Source organism: Pseudomonas syringae (assembly GCF_023278085.1).
GTDB classification, from domain to species: domain Bacteria; phylum Pseudomonadota; class Gammaproteobacteria; order Pseudomonadales; family Pseudomonadaceae; genus Aquipseudomonas; species Aquipseudomonas syringae_Q.
The window spans coordinates 2,453,015-2,479,161 of sequence record NZ_CP066265.1 but is presented as its reverse complement, the minus strand read 5'-3'; the positions used below and the strand labels follow the sequence as shown (position 1 = coordinate 2,479,161).

The following is a 26,147-nucleotide window of genomic DNA, read 5'->3' as shown; positions in this document are numbered from 1 at the left end:
TTTTAACAGGGTAAACCGGTTGAGCCGAGCGCCGGCAACAGGTCAGCGCCCGGCCTTGGTCAGAAGTCCCTTTTATAGAAAATATCCAGCGAACTGGCAACACCGCTCGCCGCCTCAAGGTATACCCGTTTGCTCAGCAGGTAGCGCAAGGCAATGGTATTGGCCGGTTCAAAAACACCCACGCCGTAACGCAGGCTGAGCTTCTCGGTGATCTTGCCGCTGGCCACCACATTGGTCTTGTCGCCCGTGCCAGACGTATCCAGTTCGAAATCCTTGATGCCGAGGTTGTCAGCGAGTTTGCCGGTGGTCGAAGAGCTGCCCGCAACACCCAGCGCCAGCGCCGCCTGAGCGACCATGTTGTTGTCTTCGCCGGAAGTGCTCAAGGGCCTGCCCATGACCAGATACGACAAGGCCTGCTCCTGACTCATCGCCGGTTCGGAGAACACTTCGGTGGTGGGCTGATCGGCGCTACCGGTCAGACGAATGCCCGCAATAACGTCATCCGTCTGCCGGATGGCTTCGATATCCAGATAAGGCTGGTCGACAGGACCGGCGAAAAGCAGCCTGGCTTTGCGGATGGTCAAACGCTGCCCATAGGCGCGATAGCGTCCGTCGTTAAGATTCAGTTCGCCACGGGTGTCCAGGTTGTCACCGATGTGTACACGGCCGGCCAGATTGGCCGTTAGCCCGAAACCGCTGAAGCTGAGTTTGTCCTGCCCGACAATCACGTCGATATCCATGCCCACCGCCAGCGGCGGCGTGCCCTGCTCGGTCTGCTGGCCGACAATCACCGTGTCACCCGACAGTTTGACGGTGGACGGTGGCAACTCGCGCACGGTAATCGTGCCCTTGGGCACCAGCACTTTGCCGGAGATGGCCAGCCGCTCGCCCTGCATGGAGATTTTCAGATCAGGGGAAGCTTCTACGGCGGCGTACGGTTCAACGTCGATCGGCAACTGCGAACCCTTGAGGCTGACGCCCACCATCAGGCTCTGCCCCCAGGCCACCTGACCGCCTATAGTGCCCTGACCTGCGCTGCCACTTTTCCAGCCACCGTTGATCTGCACGCTTTCACCTGCGATCAACGCCTGGACCTTGAGGTCATGCAGCTCCATCGGTAACTCGGGCCCTGCGACTTCACCGCCATCAAGGTTTACGCTGCCATTTACCAGCGGCGCCAGCAAACTGCCCGACAATCGACCGGAGCCGTTCAAGCGCCCGTTGAGTTTTTGCACGGTGGGTGCGAAAGGCCGTGCCACCGAGATATCCAGCCCGGAGAGATTAAAGTCGCCCGACAGGGTCTTGTCTTTGGCCAACGGGTCGATCTGCGCATTCAACAGCAGCCTGCCCAGCTTGCCGCCCTCGAAATCCAGACGCGAGTCGATGCGTTTGGGGGTCATGGTGCTGCTGAGTTTCAGCGTCTGATACGGGAAGTCCAGCCATTGATCGTTGTTACGAACCCGCAGCGTACCGCCCCCGGCATCGACCGTGATCTGACCGCTTGGGCCTGCCGCCGGGATATCGAGCTGAACGTCGGCATTCAGCGCGCCCTTCCAGGCGAAATCCTTGGGCATCCACTGCGCGAGGCTGTCGAGCGGAAAATTCTTCAATTGATAGCGTATACGTGGCTCCGGCATCAGACGCTGATCGCCGCCGCACAGGCTGGCCGGCCCGGAAACCCAGCAGTGCGCGCCGAAGTTGAGCTTGCCGTCAGCGAGGCGTTCGATCTTCGCCGGTTGCTGCAGACGCCAGTTCTGGCCGCCGCTCTGCACAGTGCCGCTGGCCAGACGACCGCGCCAGTTGTCTTGATCGAGACCGCCGTCCAGCCCCATCGCCAGTTTGAGCAGCGGGCCTTGCAGATCGAGCTTCAATTGCTGGGCCTTGAGCGTGCCCTGCCCGTCGAGCTGCAAGGTGCCCAAAGCCGTATCGCCTGCCTGAATGCCTGCGCCCTTCAGGTTGATGGTTGCGCGCTGCGCCGGATCAAGTCTGGCGTCGAGCGTCAGGCTTTGCAGGCGATTGTCCTGCAATGCAAGCTGGCTCCCCTGTAACGCCAATTTGCCCTCAGGGGCTTGCAGTGTACCCGCCAGGTCAAGCCGGCCTTTGATCTGCCCTTGCAAGCGCGGCCATAACTGGCCCAGACGCGGCAGATCAAGATCAAGTTGGCCTTTCAGACGCTGTTGCAGACTGCCAGTGCCCTGAATGCGGTTGTCGCCCAGGCGGATATTCAGACTGCTGACGTTCCATTGCTGATCACGGCCATCAGCCTTGGCTTGCAGCAACGCTGGCTGACCCCGCAAGCGACCCTTCAAATCCAGGTCGGCGGTCAGTTCAAGCTGCTCATTCTTCAGCTGTCCCTGGCTGCGCAACGGACCGGCCAGCTTGCCGGGAAGTTCGGCGACCCAGAACGAAGGGTCAAGTGCAGTCAGATCAAGTGCCGTGTCCCAGCCAATGCCGTCGGCGAATTTCAGGTTGAGGTGGCCGCTGGCCTTGCCCTGCCCCGCGACCAGCTCCAGTTGCGGCAGATGAACTTCCTGCAAATTACCGCTGAACGGGCTGACCAGCGTGAATGCCCCTGCCGGCCCTTTGAGGCTGGCGTTGAAATTGCCCAGGTAATTGCCATCGGTGTAAGAAATTTCGCCCTTGAAGGCGTGCAGCGAGACTTGCGGCTCGGACGGCAACGGATAAAGCCGCTGCCAGGGAAAGTCCAGCCAGTCGATGCTGGCATCAGCGGAAAACCCGTTTTGCCAATTCAGCTTGCCGTTGATGGCCAGACGCTGCTGATCACTGGCGCTGAGGTCCAGCCCGGCGATGGTTGCGCCCTTGGCGTCCACACGCCCTTGCAATGCCAGCGCGACCGGGCCTTTCTCGGCGGGCAGGCTGGCTGTGCCGTTAATCAGATAGCCCGCATCGAGATTGCCCTCGGCTGTCAGCAGCAACTGGTCGAGTTGCAGCGTGTCGGGCAATGCGGAACTGGGCTTGAAGTGCTCTGAGGTCAGTTTCAACCGGGCGGGCAGATGTTCGGCCAGCGGCTGCAACTCTCCGGTGAGGACGCCAGGCAGATACCCGCTGCTGTCCGCCTTGAGTTGCAGGGTCTTCAGCACGTCGCCCTGAATATCCAGCGCCAGCGTCCAGGCCTGACCGTCCTGCGGCGGCAGTTGCAGTTGACCCTGGGCGCTCAAAGGCCAGTCACCTTCGGGCTTGAGCAGGCCGTTGAGGTCCAGCACCAACGCGTCGCGCTGCAGGTGCGCGCTGTCGATCTGCAAGCCTTCAGCAGTCCAGTGCGCCGCCAGCTTCAAATCACGTAACTGTTCGACGCCGTCGAGTTGCAGGCTGCCAAGCTGTACATCAGCCAGTTTCAAGGCCAATGGCAGGTTGAGCGTTGGCAGACTCACAGGGCCGCTATTGCCAGGCTCGGCGCTCGGCGGGAAGTGCAACAGGACTTGTCCGGCATGCAAACGGTCGATGCACAGCGTCATTTTCAGCAGACAGGCAGGCGTCCACTCGACGTCGGCAGATTGAACCTCGACGCGGTCCTCGCCTTGCTGCCATACGAGTCGATCTGCACTCCACTGCCCGCCGAGCCGGCCCTGAAAGTTGTCCAGTTGCAGCCCCGGCACACGGGCCAGCGCCCAACGGCTGCCAGGCTGGGTCCCCAGTAGCAAGCCGGCGCTGACAATCACCAGCAGCAGCAAGGCAATCAGGCTCAGCCCAACAACTTTCGCAGCGCGCTTGATGTTGACACTGTTCACAGTTCCGGCCCCATCGAGAAGTGCAGGCGGATTCCACCGTCATCGTCCAGCCCGTGCGCCAGATCGAGGCGCAACGGCCCTACCGGTGAAACCCAGCGCACGCCGAAGCCGACCCCGGTCTTCAGGTCTGGCCGGTCCAGATTGTTGAACGAGTTACCCTGGTCGACAAAGGTCGCCAGCCGCCACTTCTCGGCAATCGAGTACTGGTATTCGACACTGCCCGCAAACATGTAGCGGCCGCCGGTGCGATCGCCGTCGGAATTGGTCGGTGAGAGTTTCTGATAGTCATAGCCGCGCACGCTCTGATCGCCACCGGCAAAAAAGCGCAGCGAAGGCGGTATCGAGGTGTAACCGTCAGTGAGGTTGCCGCCAAGCTGCACGCGGCCAAGGAAGCGGTGGTTCTGGGCAACCGTGGTCAGGCCTTTGAGCAACACGTTGGCATGGACCAGGTTGGCGTCCGACAACATGCCCTCTTTGGCCACCTGTGTTTCAAATTGCAGACGATAGCCGTGACTCGGGTCGATGCGATTGTCACTGCGCAGGTACGAGTAACTGATGCCCGGCATCAGCAGCGTGCTCAGGCCCGCGTCGTCGCCCAGCCGGTATTCTTCACGTTGCCATTTCAGGGAAATGACCCGCTCCCAGCCGCTGGGCAGCTTGCTGTGCCATTCCGGCCCGACAGTCAGCAGCTTGCTGAGGCTGTCAGTGCCGGCGATCTCTTCATATTGATAGCCACCGGCGTAACGCATTTTGTCGGTCAACGGCGGATCGAGCGGTACGTCGTACCACAAGCCGACGTTCTGCCGTGGCGCGGAAATTTCCGATTCGAAGCCGTAGCTATGGCCTTGCGGGTTGGCCCAGTGGCGGGTCCAGTTGGCTTTGCCACGTGGCCCCACGTCGGTGGAATAGCCCAGCCCCAGGCCCATGGTGCGCGGCTTGCGGGTTTCAAGCTGGACGGTAACCGGAATCACATCATTCACCGCCGCCGTGGGTACGGCGTCGACTCGCACGCCTTCAAAATAACCGCTGGCCTGCATGTCCTGGGTCAGCTCGGCGATCAGTTGCGAGTCGTAGGGGGTGTTTTCCTTGAAGGGCACCATGCGTTTGAGCAGGTCTTCATCGAAGGGGGTGTTGCCGCTGAACTTCACCTGACCCAGCGTGTAGCGTGGACCGCTGTCGTAGACCAGTTCGATGTCGGCGACGCCGGCTCGCGGGTCGATGGCCAGGCGCTGGTGGGTGAAACGGCCACTGAAGAAACCATAACGCGATGCCTGATTCTGAATCAGGCGCTTGGCGTCTTCGTAATTGCCGTGGTTAAGCACAGCGCCGGTCTTGAGCGCATCACTCTTCGGCACCTTGAATGCCTTGAGCGACGCAGCAGGACCCTCGACCCGGATAACCACATTGCGCAGGTGAATCGGCTCACCCGGCTTGATGTTGATGACCAGGCGCGGCTCGGGACCGTCCTGGATTTTGCTGTCGATCTGCGCCTGATAATAGCCCAGCGCCTGCGCTGCCTTTTCCGCCTGCTGCTCAGCGCCAAGACTGAAGTTGCGCAGGGCCTTGGCGTCACGCTCGCCCGGATCGCCCACGTAGCCTTCAACGTTGGCCTTGAGTTGCGGGTTGGCGGGCTCGATCCGGACATCCAGACGGGCCTCGGCCAACGCCGTTGCGCTCATGGACATCAGGACCAGGCTGCTGAATAGCTTGAACATTTTCATGGGCGTGGATGCTATCACGATCGACAGGCTGCACTGGAAGCCCACGAATTGGCGAATATTCAAACCGTTGCGTCAGGGACCGCCAGAGAAACCTGAGGGTTCGGATGGAAGAACACATGTTCGCGAACAGGTCCTACGGCGATCTCGCCAATTTCCTCGTAGCCTTGTCGCTTATAGAACTCGAAATAACGGGGATTTCCGGTGTCGACGACAATCCCTTGCGAGTTTTCGTCTACTGCGCACCAGTCGTGCAACGCCGCAAGCAGTCGCTCGCTCAAGTCTTGGCCGAGCTTCTGGCCCTGGTATTCCGGATCAAGCCCGATCAGCGGCAGAACATGCGCGGTTTCCGAAGGCACACAGGCCAGCACAGCGTTGTAATACGCCAGGTAGCGTTGGGTACAGCCCAGACCGGTGTCCATGACCATGCGCAGACGCCAGGCCCAGCTCTCGGTAACACCCAGGCGACGCTGAGGCGGCGCAACCAGTGCAACACCAACCAGACGATCCTCCAGGAACAGACCGAGCGCAGGCTGGTTCTGCAGGAAATGCTGTTTGACCAGATGGCGAATGGTCGCCAGCACGCGTTGTTCGTACCCTTCACGCTCAGCGTTGAACAGGTAAGCGAACGTCGGGTCGTGCCGATAAGCCCTGAACAGCAAGGCACGGGTTTCACGGGAGTAACCGCTGTCGAGCTGGCGGATTTCGCCCGTGATGGCAACAGGTAGGGACATAAAGGGCCTCGTGTTAACGGAACTGCGTCTGGCGCAGCGGTTTTGGCAGCAGGCTTTCGAGTGATGGCGATTGAGAACAGTTCCAACGAATTGTCCGACCCTGCGCCACTGTCGTGTCCGACGACGCTGGTTCTCGATCGGCAGGTCAGCTAGCATCGCAGTTTGTTTTGCTCAGGACCGCTGTTTTATGAAAATCGTCTCGTTCAACATCAATGGGCTGCGCGCTCGACCGCATCAATTGGCGGCGCTGATCGAAAAGCACCAGCCTGACGTGATCGGTCTTCAGGAAACCAAGGTCTCGGACGAGCAATTTCCCTATGCGGAAATCGAAGCGCTGGGCTATCACGTGCATTTTCATGGCCAGAAAGGCCACTACGGGGTCGCCCTGCTGTCGCGCAATCCGCCGCTGGAACTGCACAAGGGCTTTGAGGGGGATAACGAGGAATCCCAGAAGCGCTTCATCTGGGGCACCTATGCAGACAGCAATGGCCAGCCGGTCACCATCATGAATGGCTATTTTCCGCAGGGCGAAAGTCGCGATCACCCGACCAAGTTTCCGGCCAAGCAGCGTTTCTATGAAGACCTTCAGGCGTTGCTGGAAAGCCGTTTCAGCAACGAGCAGCCGCTGATCGTGATGGGCGATGTGAACATCTCGCCGCAAGACTGTGACATTGGTATCGGTGCCGACAATGCCAAGCGCTGGCTGAAAACCGGCAAGTGCAGCTTTCTGCCGGAAGAGCGCGAGTGGATGGAGCGCCTGAAAAACTGGGGGCTGGTAGACAGTTTTCGTTACCTGCACCCTGAGGTGAACGACCGGTTCAGCTGGTTCGACTACCGTAGCCGTGGCTTTGAAGACGAGCCGAAGCGCGGCCTGCGCATCGACCTGATCATGACCTCCACCGGTTTGCAGCCACGCATCAAGGCTGCAGGCGTGGACTACGATTTGCGCAGCATGGAAAAACCATCGGATCACGCGCCTATCTGGCTCGAACTGAACTGATCCGCCGCTCGTTGCACCGGCCTGTCCATTACACAAAGCAGGCCGGTGTTTAAAGACTCGTTAATCGCTCAACTGTCATATTCCAGCAACGTCTCTGTCTTAATCTCCCGACACCCTCCCGTGATCCATGGTGACGCCGATGCTGCGCGCTCTGCTAACGGCGCTGATCCTGTCGAGCGCCACCCTGCCCCTCACTGCGCAGGCGGCGTTGCCTGTCCCCGCCAGCGATATGCCGACCTTGCGTATCCAAGGGTCCAACACCATCAATGCCGAACTCGGGCCTGCGCTGGTCGAAGGCATGCTGCGCCAGCAAGGCATGCAAGCGGTGCAGAGCGTGCCGGGTACTGCGCTCAACGAACAGCGAGTGGTCGGCACTACCGCATCGGGCCAAACAGTCAGCGTCGAGGTCACCGCGCATGGCTCAGGCACCGGGTTCACCGCGTTAAAGGCCGGTAATGCCGACATTGCCGCTTCTTCGCGACCGATCAAGGACCAGGAAGCCCGAGAACTGGCCAGTCTGGGTGATCTCAAGAGCGCCGCAGGTGAGCAAATCATCGCCATCGATGGCGTTGCGGTGATAGTGCATCCCGGCAACCCGCTGCGACAGCTGGATACGTTGCAACTGGCACGCATTTTCAGCGGCGAAGTCAGAGACTGGAGTGAAGTGGGTGGCAATCCGGGAGTCATTCATCTGTATGTTCGCGACGAAAAGTCCGGCACCTACGAAACCTTCAAGGAACTGGTACTGGCCAAATATGGCAAGAACCTGTCCAGTGCTGCGGTGCGCTTCGAGTCCAGCGAGCAATTGTCCGATGAGGTCAGCAAAGATCCCAATGGCGTAGGCTTTACCGGAATGCCGTCGATCAGGCACGCCAGAGCGGTGGCCATTGCCGACGGTGAATCCAGGCCCATGTTGCCGACCATCAGCCTGATCGCTACCGAAGACTATCCGTTGTCGCGGCGGCTCTATCTGTATGTGCCGCCTGCCACTCATCAACGCTGGGCGCAGGCACTGGTGCGTTTTGCGCAGAGTGCCGAGGGTCAGGCCATTGTGGCTCAGGAAGGTTTTGTCGCGCAGACCGTGCAGGCGCTCAAGGTTCAGCCCACCGCCCAGATGCCTGCCGACTATCAAGCGTTGACCCGCAAGGCCGAGCGGCTTTCGGTCAATTTTCGCTTCGCGCAGGGCAGCGCCAGGCTGGACAACAAGGCTCAGCAAGACCTCAAGCGTGTCGTTGATTACCTGAAGGCCAATGACCGGCTCGACCAGCACGTGACACTGGTCGGCTTCGGCGATGCCAAGAGCGACCCGGCACGTGCTGCCCTGCTGTCACGACTTCGGGCCATGGCCGTGCGCCGCGAGCTGCTGAAGAGCGGCGTGACCTTCCGCGAGATTCTTGGCCTGGGCGACGAGATGCCGGTGGCAACCAATGACATCGACGACGGCCGGATCAAGAACCGCCGTGTCGAAGTCTGGGTGCAATAGCTCGCTTGCTGCTCAGGAGCGACTGCGCGACAGGTCCGCAGGCAGGTACTTGCCCAGCTCGAACTTGCCGATAGCAGCGCGGTGCACTTCATCCGGGCCATCGGCCAGCCGCAGGGTGCGTTGCATGGCGTACATGTAGGCCAGCGGGAAATCATTGGAAACCCCGGCACCGCCATGCATCTGAATGGCACGATCGATGACGTTCAGGGCAACGTTGGGCGCGACCACCTTGATCTGCGCAATTTCGCTTTTGGCGACCTTGTTACCTGCCGTGTCCATCATATAGGCGGCTTTCAGGGTCAGCAGCCTGGCCATATCGATCTCCATCCGTGAATCAGCGATTTTATCGATGTTGCCGCCCAGTCTTGCCAGCGGCTGGCCAAACGCGACGCGGTTGATGGCGCGTTTGCACATCAGTTCAAGCGCCCTTTCAGCCATGCCGATAGAGCGCATGCAGTGATGAATACGCCCTGGGCCCAGTCGCCCCTGAGCGATCTCGAAACCTCGGCCCTCGCCCAGTAACACGTTTTCATAAGGCAAACGCACATTGTCGAACAGCACTTCGGCATGCCCGTGGGGCGCGTCGTCATAACCGAATACCGGCAGCGGCCGGACGATCTTCACGCCGGGCGTATCGACCGGCACCAGAATCATGGAGTGCTGCTGATGGCGCGGCCCGTCGGGGTTGCTCAGGCCCATGAAGATCAGAATTTTGCAGCGCGGGTCACAGGCCCCGGAGGTCCACCATTTACGTCCGTTGATGACCCACTCATCGCCATCACGCTCGGCGCGTGCGGCCATGTTGGTCGCGTCCGAAGACGCCACATCAGGCTCGGTCATCGCAAAGGCCGAACGAATCTCACCGCGCAACAGCGGCTCCAGCCACTGTTTTTTCTGCTCATCGCTGGCATAGCGCACCAGCACCTCCATGTTGCCGGTGTCAGGCGCAGAGCAGTTGAACGGCTCCGGCCCCAGCAGCGAGCGGCCCATGATTTCCGCCAGCGGCGCGTACTCCAGATTGCTCAGCCCGGCGCCCAGTTCAGACTCCGGCAAAAACAGATTCCACAGACCTTCGGCTTTTGCCTTGGCCTTGAGTTCTTCCATGATTGCGGTGGGCTGCCAGCGATCACCTTCGGCCACTTGCTGTTCGAAGACCGGCTCGGCGGGATAAACGTAAGCATCCATGAACGCCGTGACGCGCTCACGCAGTGCCTGCACTTTCGGGGAGTACGCGAAATCCATGGGCCGCTACCTTCTCGGTCAGAGTGTCGATGTCGTCAAACGGATGCTAAAGAACCTCCAGCCATTTATCTAATCTATTCTCGGCGTGTATAAACATTCATAACCGATATATGATCGAACAACGCTGCGTCACGTCCTAACCTGATAAACGGCGAACCACAATAACAGTACGAGGCATCCTCACCCATGAACCTGAGCAAGGTCGATCTCAACCTATTCATTGTCTTCGACGCCATCTATACCGAGGCCAACCTGACCCGCGCCGGGCAGATCGTCGGGATCACCCAGCCCGCCGTTTCCAATGCACTGGCGCGCTTGCGCGAAACCTTCAACGACCCGTTGTTCGTGCGCACGGCACAAGGCATGGTGCCTACGCCCATGGCGCAGAACATCATCGGCCCGGTACGCAATGCGCTGTCGCTGCTCAGGGTCTCGGTGCAGGAAAGCCGCATATTCAACCCGTTGCAGGCCAACAAGAACTACCGCATCAGCATGACCGACCTGACCGAAGCGGTGATCCTGCCAGCGCTGTTCCAGCGGCTGCGACGCCTGGCACCTACTGTCACCATCGAGAGCTTTTTGTCCAAGCGCCGTGAAACCACCAAGGAACTGGCGGCCGGACGCCTGGATTTCGCCGTGGATGCGCCGCTCAACACCGACCCGCAAGTACGCCATGTCAAGCTGATGGAAGACCGCTATGTATGCAGCATGCGCAAGGCGCACCCGCTGGCTGGCAAGGCCTCAGTGACGCTGGATGATTATCTGGCGCAAGCACACATTCATATCTCCAGTCGCCGCAGTGGACTGGGCCATGTGGACCTTGCGCTGGGCAAGATGGGCATCCAGCGCAAAATCGCGTTGCGCTCCCAGCATTACCTCATGGCGACCCAGGTATTGCAGCAGACCGATATGGTCATGACCGTGCCGGAGCGCTTCGCCCGTCGCAACGACCTGCATTATGTGGACCTGCCGATCAATGACGTTCCCTCGGTCGAAACCCATCTCTACTGGCACGAAAGCACCGATCAGGACCCTGCCAATCGCTGGATGCGAGAGCAGATCATCGAGCTGGCACAGCGGATAGTTGCTCAGGAAAAAGGCTGAAGAGGAAGCTGCAAGCCTCAAGCTTCTGACTTGTAGCTTGTAGCTTGCAGCTTGACGCATACGTAAAGCAACCGTAGGTTAGAGCCCAAGCCCCGCCGAGTACCACCATGAGCAGTCAGACCTACAGTATTTCCGAACTTGCCCGCGAGCTGGACATCACCACCCGCGCAATCCGCTTCTATGAAGAGCAAGGCATGCTCAGCCCGGAACGCAAGGGGCTGGAGCGTATCTATTCGGCGCGTGACAAAGTCACCCTGAAACTGATCCTGCGCGGCAAGCGGATCGGCTTTTCACTGGCCGAATGCAAAGAGCTGATTTCGCTGTACGACCCGAGCGGCGGTAACCAGAAACAATTGCAGACCATGCTCGGCAAAATCACCGAGCGCCGGGCGCAACTGGAACAGCAACTGCTGGACATTCAGCAGATGCAACTGGAACTGGACACCGCCGAAGAGCGTTGCCGCGCCGAGCTCGATAAAACCGCCGCCACGTCACACTGACCCTGCAGGCACTGCCATGTCACTCCCGCAAAAAGTGAATATCGTCGAAGTCGGTCCGCGTGACGGTTTGCAGAATGAGGCGCTGCCGATCAGTGTCGAGGCCAAGGTGCGTCTGGTCGACGACCTGAGTGCTGCCGGATTTGGCCACATAGAAGCGGGCAGTTTCGTGTCCGCCAGATGGGTGCCGCAAATGGCGGGTTCGGCCCAGGTGCTGGCGCAGATTCAGCGCCGTGAGGGCGTAATATATTCGGCCCTGACGCCAAATCTCAGAGGGTTCGAAGATGCGCTGGCAGCCGGTGCCGGAGAAGTCGCAGTCTTCGCCGCAGCGAGCCAGGCATTCTCTCAGCGCAACCTGAACTGCTCGATCAGCGAAAGCCTGGAACGCTTCGCGCCGGTCATGGCCGCCGCTCGCCTGCATGGCTTGCGGGTTCGGGGTTATGTGTCCTGCGTATTGGGTTGCCCTTATGAGGGCAATGTGTCGCCCGAACAGGTCGTCGCAGTTGCCAATGAGCTGCATGCCATGGGCTGTTACGAGATTTCGCTGGGCGACACCATTGGCATCGGCACGCCCGGCGCTGCCCGCGCCCTGTTCAATGCAGTGGCTGCACACATCCCCCGCAGCAAACTGGCCGGACACTTTCACGACACCTACGGCCAGGCGCTGGTGAACATTTACGCCAGTCTGGAAGAAGGCATCCAGGTATTCGACAGCTCTGTCGCAGGCCTGGGCGGCTGCCCCTACGCCAAGGGGGCGAGCGGCAATGTCGCCACCGAGGATGTGCTGTACATGTTGCAAGGGCTGGGTATCGAGACCGGCGTTGATCTTGATCAAGTCATCCAGGCTGGCCAGCGAATCTGCGAGGTGCTGGGGCGCAGCAACGGCTCGCGCGTGGCCAAGGCCCGGCTGTCAGCCTGACAACCGTCACCGGTCGGTAACAGGGTGCGACACGTTGTCGCGGAGTGTTACCCTGACTGCGTCCTGTCGAGACAAACGGGTAACACGGAAACAACCGACAACAGAATCAGACGACCCGATGCCCGAAAAAAACCGCAAATGCCCGGTTTCAGGGGCTTTGAAAAAACTGGCACGGGTCCTGCTATATCCTTTGTACAACAAGAATAAAAGCACGCAGCAACCCAATAAAAACAATACGTATCGACTCTGACATAACAAGAACAACACGGACAGAGACGCAGCTAACAGATTTTTTTGGAGTGGATAGCTTTTCTGAACGACTTGCCCTGCAGGCCGTTCGCAGCCAGACAGAGAACAATAAAACTGCCCCGAGGCAGCCCCCGTACTGGTTGGATCGATACGATGAAAGTGGCATCAGCGCTCAAAAAAATACGTTTGCTCTTGATCCCGTATGTGGATCGCTCAAAAAAGATGTGAAGGGACAGGTCGCCAAAAACAACAACAGGCCTCCCGACAAACAAAAAAGAGCATAGCAATAGAACTTGAAGGGGAGCCCAGGCTCCCCTTCGTGCTTTCCTGGATTTCACCGGCCTTCCTTGCACGGATGACGCTCGTACCAACGCTCCGCGTCACGTATCCCCTTCTTGCCCGAAGCTCGCCGGTCAGCACCGCAACCTCCTGACGCTCCTACAGGTGTTAAACAGAACGTTGACAGTGCACACTCTCAGGTTTACGTTAACGTAAAGGTCATAGCCAATCGTTCAGAACGACATCCAAGAATAAAACAGGAACGCTGCCCATGAGTTACCCCAGCCTGAACTTCGCCTTGGGCGAAACCATCGACATGCTCCGCGATCAGTTGCAATCGTTCGTCGCTGCAGAGCTCACCCCTCGCGCCGCACAGATCGACAAGGACAACCTGTTCCCGGCCGACATGTGGCGCAAATTCGGTGAAATGGGCGTGCTGGGCATCACTGTTAGTGAAGAGTACGGCGGCGCGGGTCTCGGGTATCTGGCGCATGTGGTGGCCATGGAAGAGATCAGTCGTGGCTCGGCGTCGGTAGCGTTGTCCTACGGCGCGCACTCGAACCTGTGCGTCAACCAGATCAACCGTAACGGCAACCCCGAGCAGAAAGCCCGTTACCTGCCAAGGCTGATCAGCGGCGAACACGTTGGCGCACTGGCCATGAGCGAACCCAATGCGGGCTCGGACGTGGTGTCGATGAAGCTGCGGGCCGACAAGCGTGGCGACCGCTATATCCTCAACGGCAGCAAAACCTGGATCACCAACGGGCCGGACGCCAACACGTATGTGATCTACGCCAAGACCGACCTGGAGAAAGCAGCGCATGGCATCAGCGCGTTCATCGTCGAACGCGACTGGAAAGGATTTTCTCGCGGCAGCAAGTTCGACAAGCTGGGCATGCGCGGCTCCAACACCTGCGAACTGTTCTTCGACGATGTCGAGGTGCCGGAAGAAAACCTGCTGGGCGTGCTCGACGGCGGCGTCCGGGTGCTAATGAGCGGCCTGGATTACGAGCGCGTGGTGCTCTCGGGCGGGCCGACCGGCATCATGCAGGCCTGCATGGACGTGGTCGTCCCCTACATTCATGACCGCAAGCAGTTCGGCCAGAGCATCGGCGAGTTTCAGCTGATTCAGGGCAAGGTTGCCGACATGTACACCCAGCTCAACGCCAGCCGGGCCTATCTGTATGCCGTCGCCCAGGCCTGTGATCGTGGCGAAACCACGCGCAAGGATGCGGCAGGCGTGATCCTGTACAGCGCCGAGCGGGCCACCCAGATGGCGCTGGATGCCATTCAGATTCTCGGCGGCAATGGCTACATCAACGAGTTTCCGGCCGGTCGACTGTTACGCGACGCCAAGCTCTACGAGATCGGCGCAGGCACCAGCGAAATACGCCGCATGCTCATTGGTCGCGAACTGTTCAACGAAACCCGTTGATTCCGGAGTCCTCATGGCCATCCTGCACACCCGCATCAACCCGCGTTCCGCAGAGTTTTCGCTCAACCATGCCGCGTTGCTGCAACAGGTCGAAAACTTGCGCAGCCTGCTGAACACTGTCCGCCAAGGCGGTGGGCCAAAAGCCCAGGAACGCCATACCTCGCGTGGCAAGTTGCTGCCGCGCGAACGCATCAATCGCTTGCTGGACACGGGCTCGCCGTTTCTGGAAATCGGCCAGTTGGCCGCGCACGACGTGTATGGCGAAGACGTCCCGGCGGCCGGTGTCATTGCCGGCATCGGCCGCGTCGAAGGCGTCGAATGCATGATTATCGCCAACGATGCCACGGTGAAAGGCGGCTCCTATTACCCGCTGACGGTCAAAAAACACCTGCGGGCGCAGACCATCGCCCAGCAGAATCGCCTGCCATGCATCTATCTGGTGGACTCCGGCGGTGCCAACCTGCCACGTCAGGACGAGGTGTTTCCGGATCGCGAGCACTTCGGGCGAATCTTCTTCAATCAGGCCAACATGAGTGCCCAGGGCATTGCCCAGATCGCCGTGGTCATGGGCTCCTGCACAGCAGGCGGGGCCTATGTACCGGCGATGGCCGACGAAGCGATCATGGTACGCCAGCAAGCCACAATCTTTCTGGCCGGGCCGCCACTGGTCAAAGCCGCCACCGGCGAAGTAGTGAGCGCCGAGGACCTGGGCGGTGCCGACGTGCATTGCCGCACGTCCGGGGTTGCCGATCATTACGCTGAGAGCGACGAACACGCACTGGCGCTGGCACGGCGCAGTATCGCCAACCTCAACTGGCGCAAGCAGGGTCAGTTGAACGTCATCACCCCCGTTGCCCCGCTCTACGCCAGTGACGAGCTGTACGGCATTATTCCGACCGACACCAAACAGCCGTTTGATGTACGGGAAATCATCGCCCGACTGGTGGACGGCTCGGTCCTTGATGAGTTCAAGGCGCTGTTCGGCACCACGCTGGTCTGCGGTTTTGCGCATCTGCACGGTTACCCGATCGCCATTCTGGCCAATAACGGCATCCTCTTCGCCGAAGCCGCCCAGAAAGGCGCGCATTTCATCGAACTGGCCTGCCAGCGCGGGATTCCGCTGCTGTTTCTGCAGAACATCACTGGTTTCATGGTCGGTCAGAAGTACGAAGCGGGTGGCATCGCCAAGCATGGCGCCAAGCTGGTCACCGCCGTAGCCTGCGCCAGGGTGCCGAAATTCACGGTGATCATCGGTGGCAGTTTCGGGGCTGGCAACTACGGCATGTGCGGCCGCGCTTACGACCCGCGTTTTCTGTGGATGTGGCCCAACGCGAGAATCGGCGTGATGGGTGGCGAGCAGGCGGCCGGCGTGCTGGTGCAGGTCAAGTGCGAACAGGCTGAACGCGCAGGGCAGGCCTTCAGCCCGCAACAACAGGCCGAGCTGAAACAGCCGATCCTCGATCAGTATGAACATCAGGGCCATCCGTATTACTCCAGCGCCCGCCTGTGGGACGACGGCGTCATCGACCCGGCGCAGACCCGCGAGATACTGGCGCTGGCCCTCTCCGCTTCGCTCAATGCGCCCATCGAACCCACGACCTTTGGCCTGTTCCGCATGTAAGCGGGGAAATCACCATGACCTCATTCGCCACCATAGAACTGCTCGAAGACCCGCGAGGTTTCGCCACCCTGTGGCTGAACCGTGCGGACAAGAACAACGCATTCAATGCGCAGATGATTCGCGAACTGATCATCGCGCTGGACCAGGTACAAGCCAATTCCAGCCTGCGTTTTCTGCTGCTCCGTGGCCGCGGCCGACACTTCAGTGCGGGCGCTGATCTGGCCTGGATGCAGCAGGCCGCCGATATGGATTACAACACCAATCTGGACGATGCACGGGAGCTGGCGGAGCTGATGTACACCCTCGCCAGATTGAAGCTGCCCACGCTGGCCGTGGTTCAGGGCGCAGCCTTTGGCGGTGCGCTGGGCCTGATCAGTTGCTGCGACATGGCTATCGCTGCCGAGGACGCGCAGTTCTGCCTTTCAGAAGTACGCATCGGCCTCGCTCCGGCGGTTATCAGCCCGTTTGTGGTTCAAGCCATAGGCGAACGCGCAGCACGGCGTTATGCACTGACCGCGGAACGCTTCGACGGCCGGCGCGCACAGCAGATCGGCCTGATTGCCGAGTGCTATGCGGGCACCGAGCTGGAAGCGCGAACGCTTGAATGGATCGAGAACCTGCTGCTCAACAGCCCGCAGGCCATGCGCGTCAGCAAAGAATTGCTGCGCGAGGTGGGCAGCGGCGAGTTGACGCCTGCGTTGCGTCGTTACTGCGAAAGCGCCATTGCCCGCATCCGCACCAGCGCCGAAGGTCAGGAAGGCCTGCGCGCCTTTCTGCAAAAGCGCGCGCCCGGCTGGCAGAGCACGCCGGATGAGCATCCTGGCGAACGCCCTGCCCTGACCGAAACACACAAGGATTCGCAATCATGAGCTTGCCCGAGCTGAACACGCTACTGATCGCCAATCGAGGCGAAATAGCCTGTCGCATCATGCGCAGCGCAAAAAGAATGGGCCTGACCACGGTGGCCGTGCACAGCGCCATTGATCGGGAGGCACGTCACAGCCGTGAAGCCGATGTCTGCGTGGATCTGGGTGGAAGCAAGGCGACTGACAGCTACCTGATGATCGACAAGCTGATCGACGCCGCACGGTCTAGCGGCGCGCAGGCGATCCATCCCGGTTACGGTTTTCTGTCGGAAAATGCTGATTTCGCGCGGGCCATTAAAGACGCAGGGCTGATTTTTCTCGGCCCGCCCGCCTCGGCCATCGATGCCATGGGCAGCAAATCCGCAGCAAAATCATTGATGGAAAAAGCTGGCGTGCCGTTGGTGCCGGGCTATCACGGCGCGGCGCAGGATATCGAAACATTCGCTGCGGCTGCCGAACGCATTGGCTATCCGGTATTGCTGAAAGCGACCGCTGGCGGCGGTGGCAAAGGCATGAAAGTGGTGGAACAGGCCAGCGAACTGACCGAAGCGCTGGCCTCCGCTCAGCGTGAGGCGCAGTCGTCGTTCGGCGATGCACGAATGCTGGTGGAAAAATACGTGTTGTCACCGCGTCATGTCGAGATTCAGGTGTTTGCCGATCAGCACGGTCATTGCCTGTACCTCAACGAGCGCGACTGCTCCATTCAGCGCCGCCACCAGAAAGTGGTCGAAGAAGCGCCTGCACCGGGCCTGACGACTGAACTGCGCCGGGCCATGGGCGAAGCGGCAGTCAAGGCCGCCCAGGCGATTGGCTACGTGGGCGCAGGTACTGTGGAGTTCCTGCTCGACGCACGCGGCGAGTTCTTCTTCATGGAGATGAATACCCGCCTGCAGGTCGAACACCCGGTGACCGAATACATCACAGGGCTGGATCTGGTCGAGTGGCAGATCCGCGTGGCGCGCGGTGAACCCCTGCCGATCACTCAGGAGCAGGTTCCGCTGATCGGTCATGCCATCGAAGTCCGGCTCTACGCCGAAGACCCGGCCAACGACTTCCTGCCCGCGACCGGGACACTGAATCTGTATCGCGAGCCCGCCCATGGCGTTGGCAGGCGTGTGGACAGCGGCGTGGCCGAGGGTGACAGCGTTTCGCCCTTTTACGACCCGATGCTCGGCAAGCTGATCGCCTGGGGCGAGACCCGTGAAGAGGCGCGTCTGCGCCTGCTGGGCATGCTCGACGAATTCGCCGTGGGCGGCGTCAGGACCAACCTGGCGTTCTTGCGGCGCATCATTGCCCATCCGGCATTTGCCGCCGCCGAGCTGGATACCGGCTTCATCCCGCGCCACCAATCGCAACTGCTGCCCGACACCATCGAACTCAGCGAGGCCTTCTGGCAGGCGGCTGGCGAAGCGTTCAGCCAAAGCGAACCGGCGCGCATCAATCCAGCCGACCCGCACTCACCCTGGTCGGCCATGAACGGCTTCCGTGCAGGAATGCCAGCAGAGACCGATCTTCAATTAGTTTGCAATGGTCATACCCGAGCCGTCCGCTTGCACAGCAGCAGCGCATCATTGTTCAGGCTGGATGGGGAGCAGCTGCGCATTGATCGCGACGGGGTGCGCCATCAGCATCTGGCTATCAGACGCGGCGCTACGCTTTATCTCAAATGGCAGGGCGATCTGCACACCATTGTTCAAGCCGACCCGATTGCCGAGGCCGAGCCTGGTCACGATCAGCAAGGCAGCCTGATTGCGCCCATGAATGGCAGCATCGTGCGCGTGCTGGTCGAGGCAGGACAGACCGTCGACGCAGGCGCACAACTGGTCGTGCTGGAGGCGATGAAGATGGAGCACAGCATTCGCGCAGCCAGCGCCGGGGTGATCACTGGTTTGTACTGCCGCGAGGGCGAGATGGTCAATGAAGGCGCGGTGCTGGTGGAGATGGCTTGAGTACCCTCGCTGCAAACAAAAACGCCCTGGCCAGGCCAGAGCGTTTTATTTATGTAGCAGAAACGCCTCAGTAGTAAGCGTTTTCTTTCTGTGTGTGGTCGGTGACATCGCGAACGCCCGACAGCTCGGGAATGCGCTCAAGCAACGTGCGCTCAATACCTTCCCTCAGGGTGACGTCGGCCTGGCCACAACCCTGGCAACCGCCGCCGAATTGCAGAACGGCGATATTCTTCGCTTCTTCTTCAACCACGTCGATCAGGGTGACCTGACCACCGTGGCTGGCAAGGCCGGGGTTGATCTCGGTTTGCAGGTAATAATTGATCCGCTCGTTGATCGGACTGTCGGCATTGACCATCGGAACCTTGGCGTTCGGAGCCTTGATGGTCAACTGGCCGCCCATGCGGTCGGTGGCGTAGTCGACGACGGCATCATCCAGGAAAGCCTCACTGAAGCCGTCGATCCAGGCCGTGAAGCTTTTCAGGCCGATGGCCTTGTCATCAGGTTTTTCTTCGCCCGGCTTGCAGTAGGCAATGCAGGTTTCGGCGTACTGAGTGCCGGGCTGGGTGATAAACACGCGGATGCCGATGCCTGGGGTATTCTGCTTTTCCAGCAGATCGGCCAGATAATCGTGGGCGGCATCGGTAATAGTGATAGCGGTCATGAAAATTCCTCGCAGACGTGCGTGCAGTTTACGCCAATCGACCGCTGCGCACAAAGTCCTAGTATTTTTGTCAGGATAACGCCTGCGCGTGGGTGACCTGCCGCCGTCCGTCCAGCCAACCCTTTATTCGCTGATAAAGGCCCTTCTCGATCCACTCGTAGCTGACCCATGCGCCGATGGCGATGATCGGTACGCAGAACGCGAATACCACATAAGGACTAAGGCCAAAGCGCTGCGCCATCAGCAAGCCCCCGTACAGCACCAGCACATGCAGCAGGTACACCGAATAGGAGCAGTCCCCCAGTACTTTGAGCAGGCGGCTGCCTCTGAAGTACGGTTCAAGGGAAATGCACGACAGCACGATCAGCGCGCTGGGCAGGCCCCAGTTGAGCAACCGCTGCTCATTGGTCAAGTTGTTGATCGCATACAGCCCCACGGCGATACCCGCCAGCGGCAACCACAGAGCATTTCGTATCAAGCCCCGGCGATAGAGGATGCCAATGCCGATACCCAGCAGGAACTCATAAACAATGTCATTGCCGTAGAAGCGGCTGATCAGACCAGCCTTCGCCAGCACTTCACTGACGGCGAACAGTGCCGCCGCAATGATCAGGGGTCGATGGCGTTGCTCGAACAGAAATACCATCGAAAACAATAGATAGAAGAACATTTCGTAATTGAGCGTCCAGCCGACGTTGAGCGTCGGGTACAGCCCATAGCCGCCCGGGTTTTCCGAAGGAATGAAGATCAGCGACAGGAGAAAGTTCTGCCAGCCGATGACCTGGTGCGGCAGCATCGGCGCTGCGATCAGCAGCAACAGCCCCATGGCGGCGGTGTACAGCCAATAGGCCGGGACAATTCTGATCAGGCGGTGAAGGATGAAGCGCCGCGCGGGCATTTCTTTGTTTTGCGTAGACAGAAAAATCACCAGGCCGCTGATGACGAAGAAAATATCGACGCCGACTGCGCCCTTGGAGACAAAGAACTGGCCGATGGGACCACTGGCCTTGAAGTCAAAAAAAATCTGCATGAAGTGGTGACACACTACAACCCACGCAGCGAATGCCCGTAAGGCCTGAACCGAAATCAACATCACTGAATCCTCTACTGCCTGACCATCAACCCTGCACCTGAAAACCGCGTGGTGCATGGCGCGCCCCATTTCCGACCGCGCTTTTAGAAAAAAGATCGCAAAAACCCTTCTCGTTCAGGAAACGACGATGGCCGCGGGCCATGTTCCGTAAGGCTTGCAGCCCTGTGTACCTTTAAGCACGGTGAACTACAGTGCTTGCCGGAAACAGCGCAGCGTCGTAGAAGACCCGGTCTCGCAACATGAATGAATTTCATGCAAAAGGCACATCAGCACCAAAAGCGTTCCGGTTTGCTATCATCGCGTCCTTTAAAGCATCGACCTTCTCAAGGTAGCCCCCATGTCTGACCGCAGCGCCCGCCAGCAAGCCTTCCTCAACGCTCTCAAACAGCGGATTCTGATCCTCGACGGCGGCATGGGCACGATGATCCAGAGCTACCGCCTTGAAGAGCAGGATTATCGCGGCAAGCGTTTCGCTGACTGGCCAAGCGACGTCAAAGGCAACAATGACCTGCTGATCCTGAGCCGTCCCGATGTGATTGGCGCGATTGAAAAGGCCTACCTTGATGCGGGCGCCGACATTCTCGAAACCAACACCTTCAACGCCACTCAGGTGTCCCAGGCCGATTACGGCATGGAATCGATCGTCTACGAACTGAACGTCGAGGGCGCACGTCTAGCGCGTAAGGTGGCAGACGCCAAGACCCTCGAAACCCCGGACAAACCGCGCTTTGTTGCCGGTGTGCTGGGCCCCACCAGCCGCACCTGCTCGCTGTCACCGGACGTTAACAACCCCGGCTATCGCAACGTCACCTTCGATGAGCTGGTAGAGAATTACACCGAAGCGACCAAGGGCCTGGTCGAAGGCGGCGCCGACCTGATCCTGATCGAAACCATTTTCGACACACTCAACGCCAAGGCGGCGATTTTCGCCGTGCAGGGCGTATTCGAAGAGCTGGGTTTCGAGCTGCCGATCATGATCTCCGGCACCATCACTGATGCCTCGGGGCGCACGCTGTCCGGGCAAACCACTGAAGCCTTCTGGAACTCGATCAGCCACGCCAAACCGATATCGGTCGGCCTGAACTGCGCCCTGGGTGCAAGCGAACTGCGCCCGTATCTGCAAGAACTGGCCAACAAGGCCAACACGCATGTGTCTGCGCACCCCAACGCCGGCCTGCCGAACGCCTTCGGCGAATACGACGAACTGCCGAGCCAGACCGCGAAGATCATCGAAGAATTCGCGCAAAGCGGCTTTCTGAACATCGTCGGCGGCTGCTGCGGCACCACGCCTGCGCACATCAAGGCGATTGCCGAAGCTGTCTCCGGCTATACACCGCGTGAAATTCCTGACATCCCCAAAGCCTGTCGTCTGTCCGGCCTCGAACCGTTTACCATCGATCGCCAGTCGCTGTTCATCAACGTCGGCGAACGTACCAACATCACCGGCTCCGCACGCTTTGCCCGCCTGATCCGTGAAGACAACTACACCGAGGCCCTGGAAGTCGCCCTGCAACAGGTCGAAGCCGGTGCCCAGGTGATCGACATCAACATGGACGAAGGGATGCTCGACTCGAAGAAGGCCATGGTGACCTTCCTCAACCTGATCGCAGGCGAGCCGGATATTTCCCGCGTGCCGATCATGATCGACTCCTCCAAATGGGAAGTGATCGAGGCCGGCCTGAAGTGCATCCAGGGCAAGGGTATCGTCAACTCGATCAGCATGAAGGAAGGCGTCGAGCAGTTCATCCATCATGCCCGCCTGTGCAAGCGTTATGGCGCAGCGGTGGTGGTCATGGCCTTCGATGAGCAGGGTCAGGCCGATACCGAGGCGCGCAAGAAGGAAATCTGCAAGCGTTCCTACGACATTCTGGTCAACGAAGTGGGCTTCCCGCCGGAAGACATCATTTTCGACCCGAACATCTTCGCCATCGCCACCGGCATCGAAGAACACAACAACTATGCCGTGGACTTCATCAACGCCTGTGCCTACATCCGTGATGAACTGCCCTACGCCCTGACCTCGGGCGGGGTGTCCAACGTCTCGTTCTCGTTCCGCGGCAACAATCCGGTGCGCGAGGCCATCCACTCGGTCTTCCTGCTGCACGCGATCCGCAACGGCCTGAGCATGGGCATCGTCAACGCCGGGCAGCTGGAAATTTACGACCAGATCCCGGCCGAACTGCGTGATTGCGTCGAAGATGTGGTACTCAACCGTACCGCAGACGGCACCGACGCACTGCTGGCCATTGCCGACAAGTACAAGGGCGACGGCAGCGTGAAGGAAGCCGAGACCGAGGAGTGGCGCAGCTGGCCGGTCAACCAGCGGCTGGAACACGCACTGGTCAAGGGCATTACCACGCACATCGTTCAGGACACCGAAGAGTCGCGCCTGGGGTTCAACCGGCCTATCGAAGTGATCGAAGGCCCGCTGATGTCTGGCATGAACGTGGTCGGCGATCTGTTCGGCGCGGGCAAGATGTTCCTGCCGCAGGTGGTCAAGTCCGCACGCGTCATGAAACAAGCGGTAGCGCACCTGATCCCGTTCATCGAGCTGGAAAAAGGCGACAAGCCTGAAGCCAAGGGCAAGATCCTGATGGCGACGGTCAAGGGTGACGTGCACGACATCGGCAAGAACATTGTCGGCGTGGTGCTGGGCTGTAATGGCTACGACATTGTCGATCTGGGCGTGATGGTGCCTGCCGAGAAAATCCTGCAGGTCGCTCGCGACGAGAAGTGCGACATCATCGGTCTGTCCGGGCTGATCACCCCGTCGCTGGACGAGATGGTGCATGTTGCCCGGGAAATGCAACGCCAGGATTTCCACTTGCCGTTGATGATCGGTGGCGCGACCACCTCCAAGGCACACACTGCGGTCAAGATCGAACCCAAATACAGCAACGACGCGGTGATCTACGTGACCGACGCATCACGCGCTGTAGGCGTCGCGACTCAGTTGCTGTCGAAAGAGCTGAAACCGGCGTTCATTGAAAAGACCCGCCTGGAATACATTGAAGTGCGTGAGCGCACCTCGGCCCGCAGCGCGCGCACCGAACGCCTGAGTTACGGCGCAGCGGTGGCGAAGAAGCCGCAGTTCGACTGGGAAAACCATACCCCGGCACGGCCGACGTTCACCGGGACACGCATCCTGCAAGACATCGACCTGAACGTGCTGGCCGAGTACATCGACTGGACACCGTTCTTCATCTCCTGGGACCTGGCCGGCAAGTACCCGCGCATCCTGACCGACGAAGTGGTCGGCGAGGCTGCCACCGCGCTGTTCGAGGACGCTCAACAGATGCTGCGCAAACTGATCGACGAGAAGCTGATCAGCGCCCGCGCAGTGTTCGGTTTCTGGCCAGCCAATCAGGTCAACGATGATGATCTGGAAGTCTATGGTGACAACGGCAAACCGCTGGCGAAACTCCATCATTTGCGCCAGCAGACCATCAAGCCTGACGGCAAGCCGAATTTCTCGCTAGCCGACTTCGTCGCGCCTAAAGAAAGCGGCCTGACCGACTATATTGGCGGCTTCATCACCACTGCCGGCATTGGAGCCGAAGAAGTTGCCAAGGCCTATCAGGACAACGGCGACGACTACAACTCGATCATGGTCAAAGCGCTCGCAGACCGTCTTGCCGAAGCCTGCGCCGAATGGCTGCACCAGCAGGTGCGCAAGGAATACTGGGGCTACGCCAAAGAGGAAGCGCTGGACAACGAAGCGCTGATCAAAGAGCAATACATGGGCATCCGCCCTGCTCCCGGCTATCCGGCATGTCCCGACCACACTGAAAAGGCCACCCTGTTCGCCCTGCTCGATCCACTGCCTGAAGGTACTCCGGAGCATACGCCGGGCAAAAGTGGCGTATTCCTTACCGAGAGCTACGCCATGTTCCCTGCGGCGGCGGTCAGCGGCTGGTACTTCGCCCATCCGCAGGCGCAGTATTTTGCAGTGGGCAAGGTCGACAAGGATCAGGTTGAAAGCTACGCAGCCCGCAAGGGTCAGGACCTGAGCATCATCGAACGCTGGCTGGCGCCCAATCTGGGCTACGACGAGTAATAACCTTCAACAGCGCAGCCGGCGCAGGTTCGGCTGCAGCCTGAAGCGATTGCTTATCTGCTGTGTGCGGCGGTAGCCGGGAGCATGCTTTTAAGCGAGAACGGCGACAGTTCACCTGGCACCTTCAGGTCGAACGCTCGGGTATCCAGCTGATAGCGCTCGTTACGAGTCGCCTCCAGAAAGCGCTGCGTGTCCTGCGGTTCGACCAGATGCACGACATCAAGGGTTCGATCGCCCAACGGCTGGCGCGCGGTCGGCTGGGCAGCGTCGTAGCGATGCAGCAGAATGATCGCCCAGCCTCCCAGGGTGAAGTGGCCGGTGGCGACCACACTAAGGCTGCCATTCAATTGCGCCTGCAATGACAGGGCAGTGCCGTTGATGGCACTGAACATCACCTCCCTGCCCGGCATGCCGCCACGCTCTCGCAAGGCGTCCATGGCGCCGAATGCCATCAGCTCATTGGCCGACCACACCAGACGAATATCCGGGTAACGCTTGAACAATACGCGAGCTTGCTCCAGCGCCCTGTCACGCCGCCATCCGCCCAGCACGATTTGCCGCAGATGCACCTCGGGATGTTCTGCGACAGCGCGCAACATGCCCTTCTCACGCAACAGCGAAACCGCGGTGGTATTGGTACCCGAGAAAGCCAGCATTTCAACCGTCTGGCCCTCTGCAACGTGAGGCGCGAGGCTGATAAGCCGCTTGGCGGTCATGTAACCGCCCTCCTCGTCGTTGCCGACCAGGCTGCCGATGAAATCCGGATAGCGAGCTCGCAGGTCGCCGAGAATACGCGCCTGGTCTGCCGTCAGCGTGTTATTGACCGCAAACAGCTTTACCCCGCTGCCTATAGACAGGCGCAGAATCTCCGGAGCTACATTCAGCTCATTGGAAAACAGCAGGTAGTCCGGTCGCTCGTCGCCTGACAGCGTTTCCCGCGCCATACGGATCAAGGTTCGTGTATCACGATCGGTGTAGAGTATTTTGAGCGACATGCCCGTGGTGCTGGCAGCCGTCTGCATGACTCTCGAATAGCTCAGCCAATAGCCGTCTGTTTCAGCGCCGGGGCTTATGAACACCACCGACGCCGCACTTGACGCAGCTGACCACAACCAGCCGAACACGATCAGCCATCGGACGCACACCTTCATACACTTGAACCTTGAGACAACCGCGATTGAACGCTTTACAAGCGAGCTATCGGCCGCAACTACAAGGTTCTGGAGGCTCCGGACAAATCTTTATCCGCAACGCTACCGGCTGCTGGCCCAGAACAGTGCGGCAGCAATGGCCAGAATGACGATAAAAAGAATGGCCCAGGCATCAACGGACTTACCTGGCTTGGTCAGTTTAGGGTGCTTGCTCATCGCATCGCCTCTTGTCAGTTTTATGGGTGATTGCACATGAAAGGATAGGTCTGCCCACCCGTTCGCAAGGTGGGCATCCTCAGTAAAGTCGAGTCTTGACCACACGGCAAGCAGGGATATGAAC

Annotated in this window: 18 protein-coding genes; 10 read left to right on the top strand and 8 right to left on the bottom strand. The window is 59.7% G+C overall.

What is annotated here, in order from left to right:
• Positions 1-59 precede the first annotated feature (59 nt).
• From I9H07_RS11105 to I9H07_RS11095, 3 genes are read right to left on the bottom strand one after another with little or no spacing between them, the layout of a single operon-like run.
• A complete protein-coding gene (locus I9H07_RS11105; protein ID WP_236424557.1) occupies positions 60-3,749 on the bottom strand; it encodes a translocation/assembly module TamB domain-containing protein in 3,690 nt (1,229 codons plus the stop codon).
• The gene (locus I9H07_RS11100; RefSeq protein ID WP_236424555.1) at positions 3,746-5,470 is read right to left on the bottom strand and encodes an autotransporter assembly complex protein TamA; all 1,725 of its coding nucleotides are present in this window, start codon (positions 5,468-5,470) and stop codon (positions 3,746-3,748) included. The genes I9H07_RS11105 and I9H07_RS11100 overlap by 4 nt, the downstream gene beginning before the upstream one ends.
• Before the next feature lie 59 nt (positions 5,471-5,529).
• A complete protein-coding gene (locus tag I9H07_RS11095; RefSeq protein WP_024673219.1) occupies positions 5,530-6,201 on the bottom strand; it encodes a GNAT family N-acetyltransferase in 672 nt (223 codons plus the stop codon).
• 187 nt (positions 6,202-6,388) lie between these two features.
• Here I9H07_RS11095 and xthA point away from each other — a divergent pair, with 187 nt between their 5' ends.
• A complete protein-coding gene (gene xthA, locus I9H07_RS11090) occupies positions 6,389-7,201 on the top strand; it encodes an exodeoxyribonuclease III (RefSeq protein WP_236424553.1) in 813 nt (270 codons plus the stop codon).
• A 139-nt stretch (positions 7,202-7,340) separates the two neighbouring features.
• On the top strand, positions 7,341-8,684 hold the full coding sequence (locus tag I9H07_RS11085) for a substrate-binding domain-containing protein (protein WP_236424551.1): 1,344 nt from the start codon (positions 7,341-7,343) through the stop codon (positions 8,682-8,684).
• A gap of 12 nt (positions 8,685-8,696) precedes the next feature.
• Here the strand turns inward: I9H07_RS11085 and I9H07_RS11080 are convergent, their stop codons facing one another.
• Positions 8,697-9,926: an acyl-CoA dehydrogenase gene (locus I9H07_RS11080; RefSeq protein WP_024673216.1), complete on the bottom strand. Its 1,230-nt coding sequence runs from the start codon at positions 9,924-9,926 to the stop codon at positions 8,697-8,699.
• Positions 9,927-10,112: 186 nt separating this feature from the next.
• Here I9H07_RS11080 and I9H07_RS11075 point away from each other — a divergent pair, with 186 nt between their 5' ends.
• The 3 genes from I9H07_RS11075 (at position 10,113) to I9H07_RS11065 (ending at position 12,446) form a co-directional block, all read left to right on the top strand.
• Complete coding sequence (locus I9H07_RS11075; RefSeq protein ID WP_024673215.1) at positions 10,113-11,030, top strand: LysR family transcriptional regulator; 918 nt, start codon at positions 10,113-10,115, stop codon at positions 11,028-11,030.
• 107 nt (positions 11,031-11,137) lie between these two features.
• On the top strand, positions 11,138-11,530 hold the full coding sequence (locus tag I9H07_RS11070) for a MerR family transcriptional regulator (protein WP_236424548.1): 393 nt from the start codon (positions 11,138-11,140) through the stop codon (positions 11,528-11,530).
• 16 nt (positions 11,531-11,546) lie between these two features.
• Positions 11,547-12,446: a hydroxymethylglutaryl-CoA lyase gene (locus I9H07_RS11065; RefSeq protein ID WP_236424547.1), complete on the top strand. Its 900-nt coding sequence runs from the start codon at positions 11,547-11,549 to the stop codon at positions 12,444-12,446.
• 281 nt (positions 12,447-12,727) lie between these two features.
• On the opposite strand, the gene I9H07_RS11060 is transcribed toward I9H07_RS11065, so the two are convergent.
• Entirely contained in the window at positions 12,728-12,982 is a 255-nt protein-coding gene (locus I9H07_RS11060) for a hypothetical protein (protein ID WP_419204052.1), read from the bottom strand.
• A 263-nt stretch (positions 12,983-13,245) separates the two neighbouring features.
• Here I9H07_RS11060 and I9H07_RS11055 point away from each other — a divergent pair, with 263 nt between their 5' ends.
• The 4 genes from I9H07_RS11055 to I9H07_RS11040 are packed head-to-tail and all read left to right on the top strand — an operon-like array spanning position 13,246 to position 18,845.
• On the top strand, positions 13,246-14,409 hold the full coding sequence (locus I9H07_RS11055; RefSeq protein ID WP_058824549.1) for an isovaleryl-CoA dehydrogenase: 1,164 nt from the start codon (positions 13,246-13,248) through the stop codon (positions 14,407-14,409).
• Positions 14,410-14,422: 13 nt separating this feature from the next.
• A complete protein-coding gene (locus tag I9H07_RS11050; RefSeq protein WP_236424544.1) occupies positions 14,423-16,030 on the top strand; it encodes a carboxyl transferase domain-containing protein in 1,608 nt (535 codons plus the stop codon).
• Between the two features lie 8 nt (positions 16,031-16,038).
• Positions 16,039-16,899, top strand: a complete 861-nt coding sequence (locus I9H07_RS11045) for a gamma-carboxygeranoyl-CoA hydratase (protein ID WP_236424566.1) — start codon at positions 16,039-16,041, stop codon at positions 16,897-16,899.
• Positions 16,896-18,845, top strand: a complete 1,950-nt coding sequence (locus tag I9H07_RS11040; protein WP_236424542.1) for an acetyl/propionyl/methylcrotonyl-CoA carboxylase subunit alpha — start codon at positions 16,896-16,898, stop codon at positions 18,843-18,845. The genes I9H07_RS11045 and I9H07_RS11040 overlap by 4 nt, the downstream gene beginning before the upstream one ends.
• Positions 18,846-18,912: 67 nt before the next feature.
• Here the strand turns inward: I9H07_RS11040 and nfuA are convergent, their stop codons facing one another.
• Entirely contained in the window at positions 18,913-19,506 is a 594-nt protein-coding gene (gene nfuA, locus I9H07_RS11035; protein ID WP_024673209.1) for a Fe-S biogenesis protein NfuA, read from the bottom strand.
• A 70-nt stretch (positions 19,507-19,576) separates the two neighbouring features.
• Positions 19,577-20,599 carry an acyltransferase family protein gene (locus tag I9H07_RS11030; protein WP_236424540.1) on the bottom strand — a complete coding sequence of 341 codons (1,023 nt, stop codon included), beginning with the start codon at positions 20,597-20,599 and terminating at the stop codon, positions 19,577-19,579.
• Between the two features lie 337 nt (positions 20,600-20,936).
• Between I9H07_RS11030 and metH the strand changes: the two genes are divergently transcribed.
• Positions 20,937-24,656 carry a methionine synthase gene (metH, locus tag I9H07_RS11025; protein ID WP_236424538.1) on the top strand — a complete coding sequence of 1,240 codons (3,720 nt, stop codon included), beginning with the start codon at positions 20,937-20,939 and terminating at the stop codon, positions 24,654-24,656.
• Between the two features lie 53 nt (positions 24,657-24,709).
• On the opposite strand, the gene I9H07_RS11020 is transcribed toward metH, so the two are convergent.
• Positions 24,710-25,807: an ABC transporter substrate-binding protein gene (locus tag I9H07_RS11020; RefSeq protein ID WP_024673206.1), complete on the bottom strand. Its 1,098-nt coding sequence runs from the start codon at positions 25,805-25,807 to the stop codon at positions 24,710-24,712.
• Between the last annotated feature and the right edge of the window lie 340 nt (positions 25,808-26,147).

What these genes read in the sequence shown, in the direction of transcription:
- I9H07_RS11100 (WP_236424555.1), bottom strand. Translation starts at nt 5,470, where the DNA reads ATGAAAATGTTCAAGCTATTCAGCAGCCTGGTCCTGATGTCCATGAGC.
- I9H07_RS11095 (WP_024673219.1), bottom strand. Translation starts at nt 6,201, where the DNA reads ATGTCCCTACCTGTTGCCATCACGGGCGAAATCCGCCAGCTCGACAGC.
- xthA (WP_236424553.1), top strand. Translation starts at nt 6,389, where the DNA reads ATGAAAATCGTCTCGTTCAACATCAATGGGCTGCGCGCTCGACCGCAT.
- I9H07_RS11085 (WP_236424551.1), top strand. Translation starts at nt 7,341, where the DNA reads ATGCTGCGCGCTCTGCTAACGGCGCTGATCCTGTCGAGCGCCACCCTG.
- I9H07_RS11080 (WP_024673216.1), bottom strand. Translation starts at nt 9,926, where the DNA reads ATGGATTTCGCGTACTCCCCGAAAGTGCAGGCACTGCGTGAGCGCGTC.
- I9H07_RS11075 (WP_024673215.1), top strand. Translation starts at nt 10,113, where the DNA reads ATGAACCTGAGCAAGGTCGATCTCAACCTATTCATTGTCTTCGACGCC.
- I9H07_RS11070 (WP_236424548.1), top strand. Translation starts at nt 11,138, where the DNA reads ATGAGCAGTCAGACCTACAGTATTTCCGAACTTGCCCGCGAGCTGGAC.
- I9H07_RS11065 (WP_236424547.1), top strand. Translation starts at nt 11,547, where the DNA reads ATGTCACTCCCGCAAAAAGTGAATATCGTCGAAGTCGGTCCGCGTGAC.
- I9H07_RS11055 (WP_058824549.1), top strand. Translation starts at nt 13,246, where the DNA reads ATGAGTTACCCCAGCCTGAACTTCGCCTTGGGCGAAACCATCGACATG.
- I9H07_RS11050 (WP_236424544.1), top strand. Translation starts at nt 14,423, where the DNA reads ATGGCCATCCTGCACACCCGCATCAACCCGCGTTCCGCAGAGTTTTCG.
- I9H07_RS11040 (WP_236424542.1), top strand. Translation starts at nt 16,896, where the DNA reads ATGAGCTTGCCCGAGCTGAACACGCTACTGATCGCCAATCGAGGCGAA.
- nfuA (WP_024673209.1), bottom strand. Translation starts at nt 19,506, where the DNA reads ATGACCGCTATCACTATTACCGATGCCGCCCACGATTATCTGGCCGAT.
- I9H07_RS11030 (WP_236424540.1), bottom strand. Translation starts at nt 20,599, where the DNA reads ATGTTGATTTCGGTTCAGGCCTTACGGGCATTCGCTGCGTGGGTTGTA.
- metH (WP_236424538.1), top strand. Translation starts at nt 20,937, where the DNA reads ATGTCTGACCGCAGCGCCCGCCAGCAAGCCTTCCTCAACGCTCTCAAA.
- I9H07_RS11020 (WP_024673206.1), bottom strand. Translation starts at nt 25,807, where the DNA reads ATGAAGGTGTGCGTCCGATGGCTGATCGTGTTCGGCTGGTTGTGGTCA.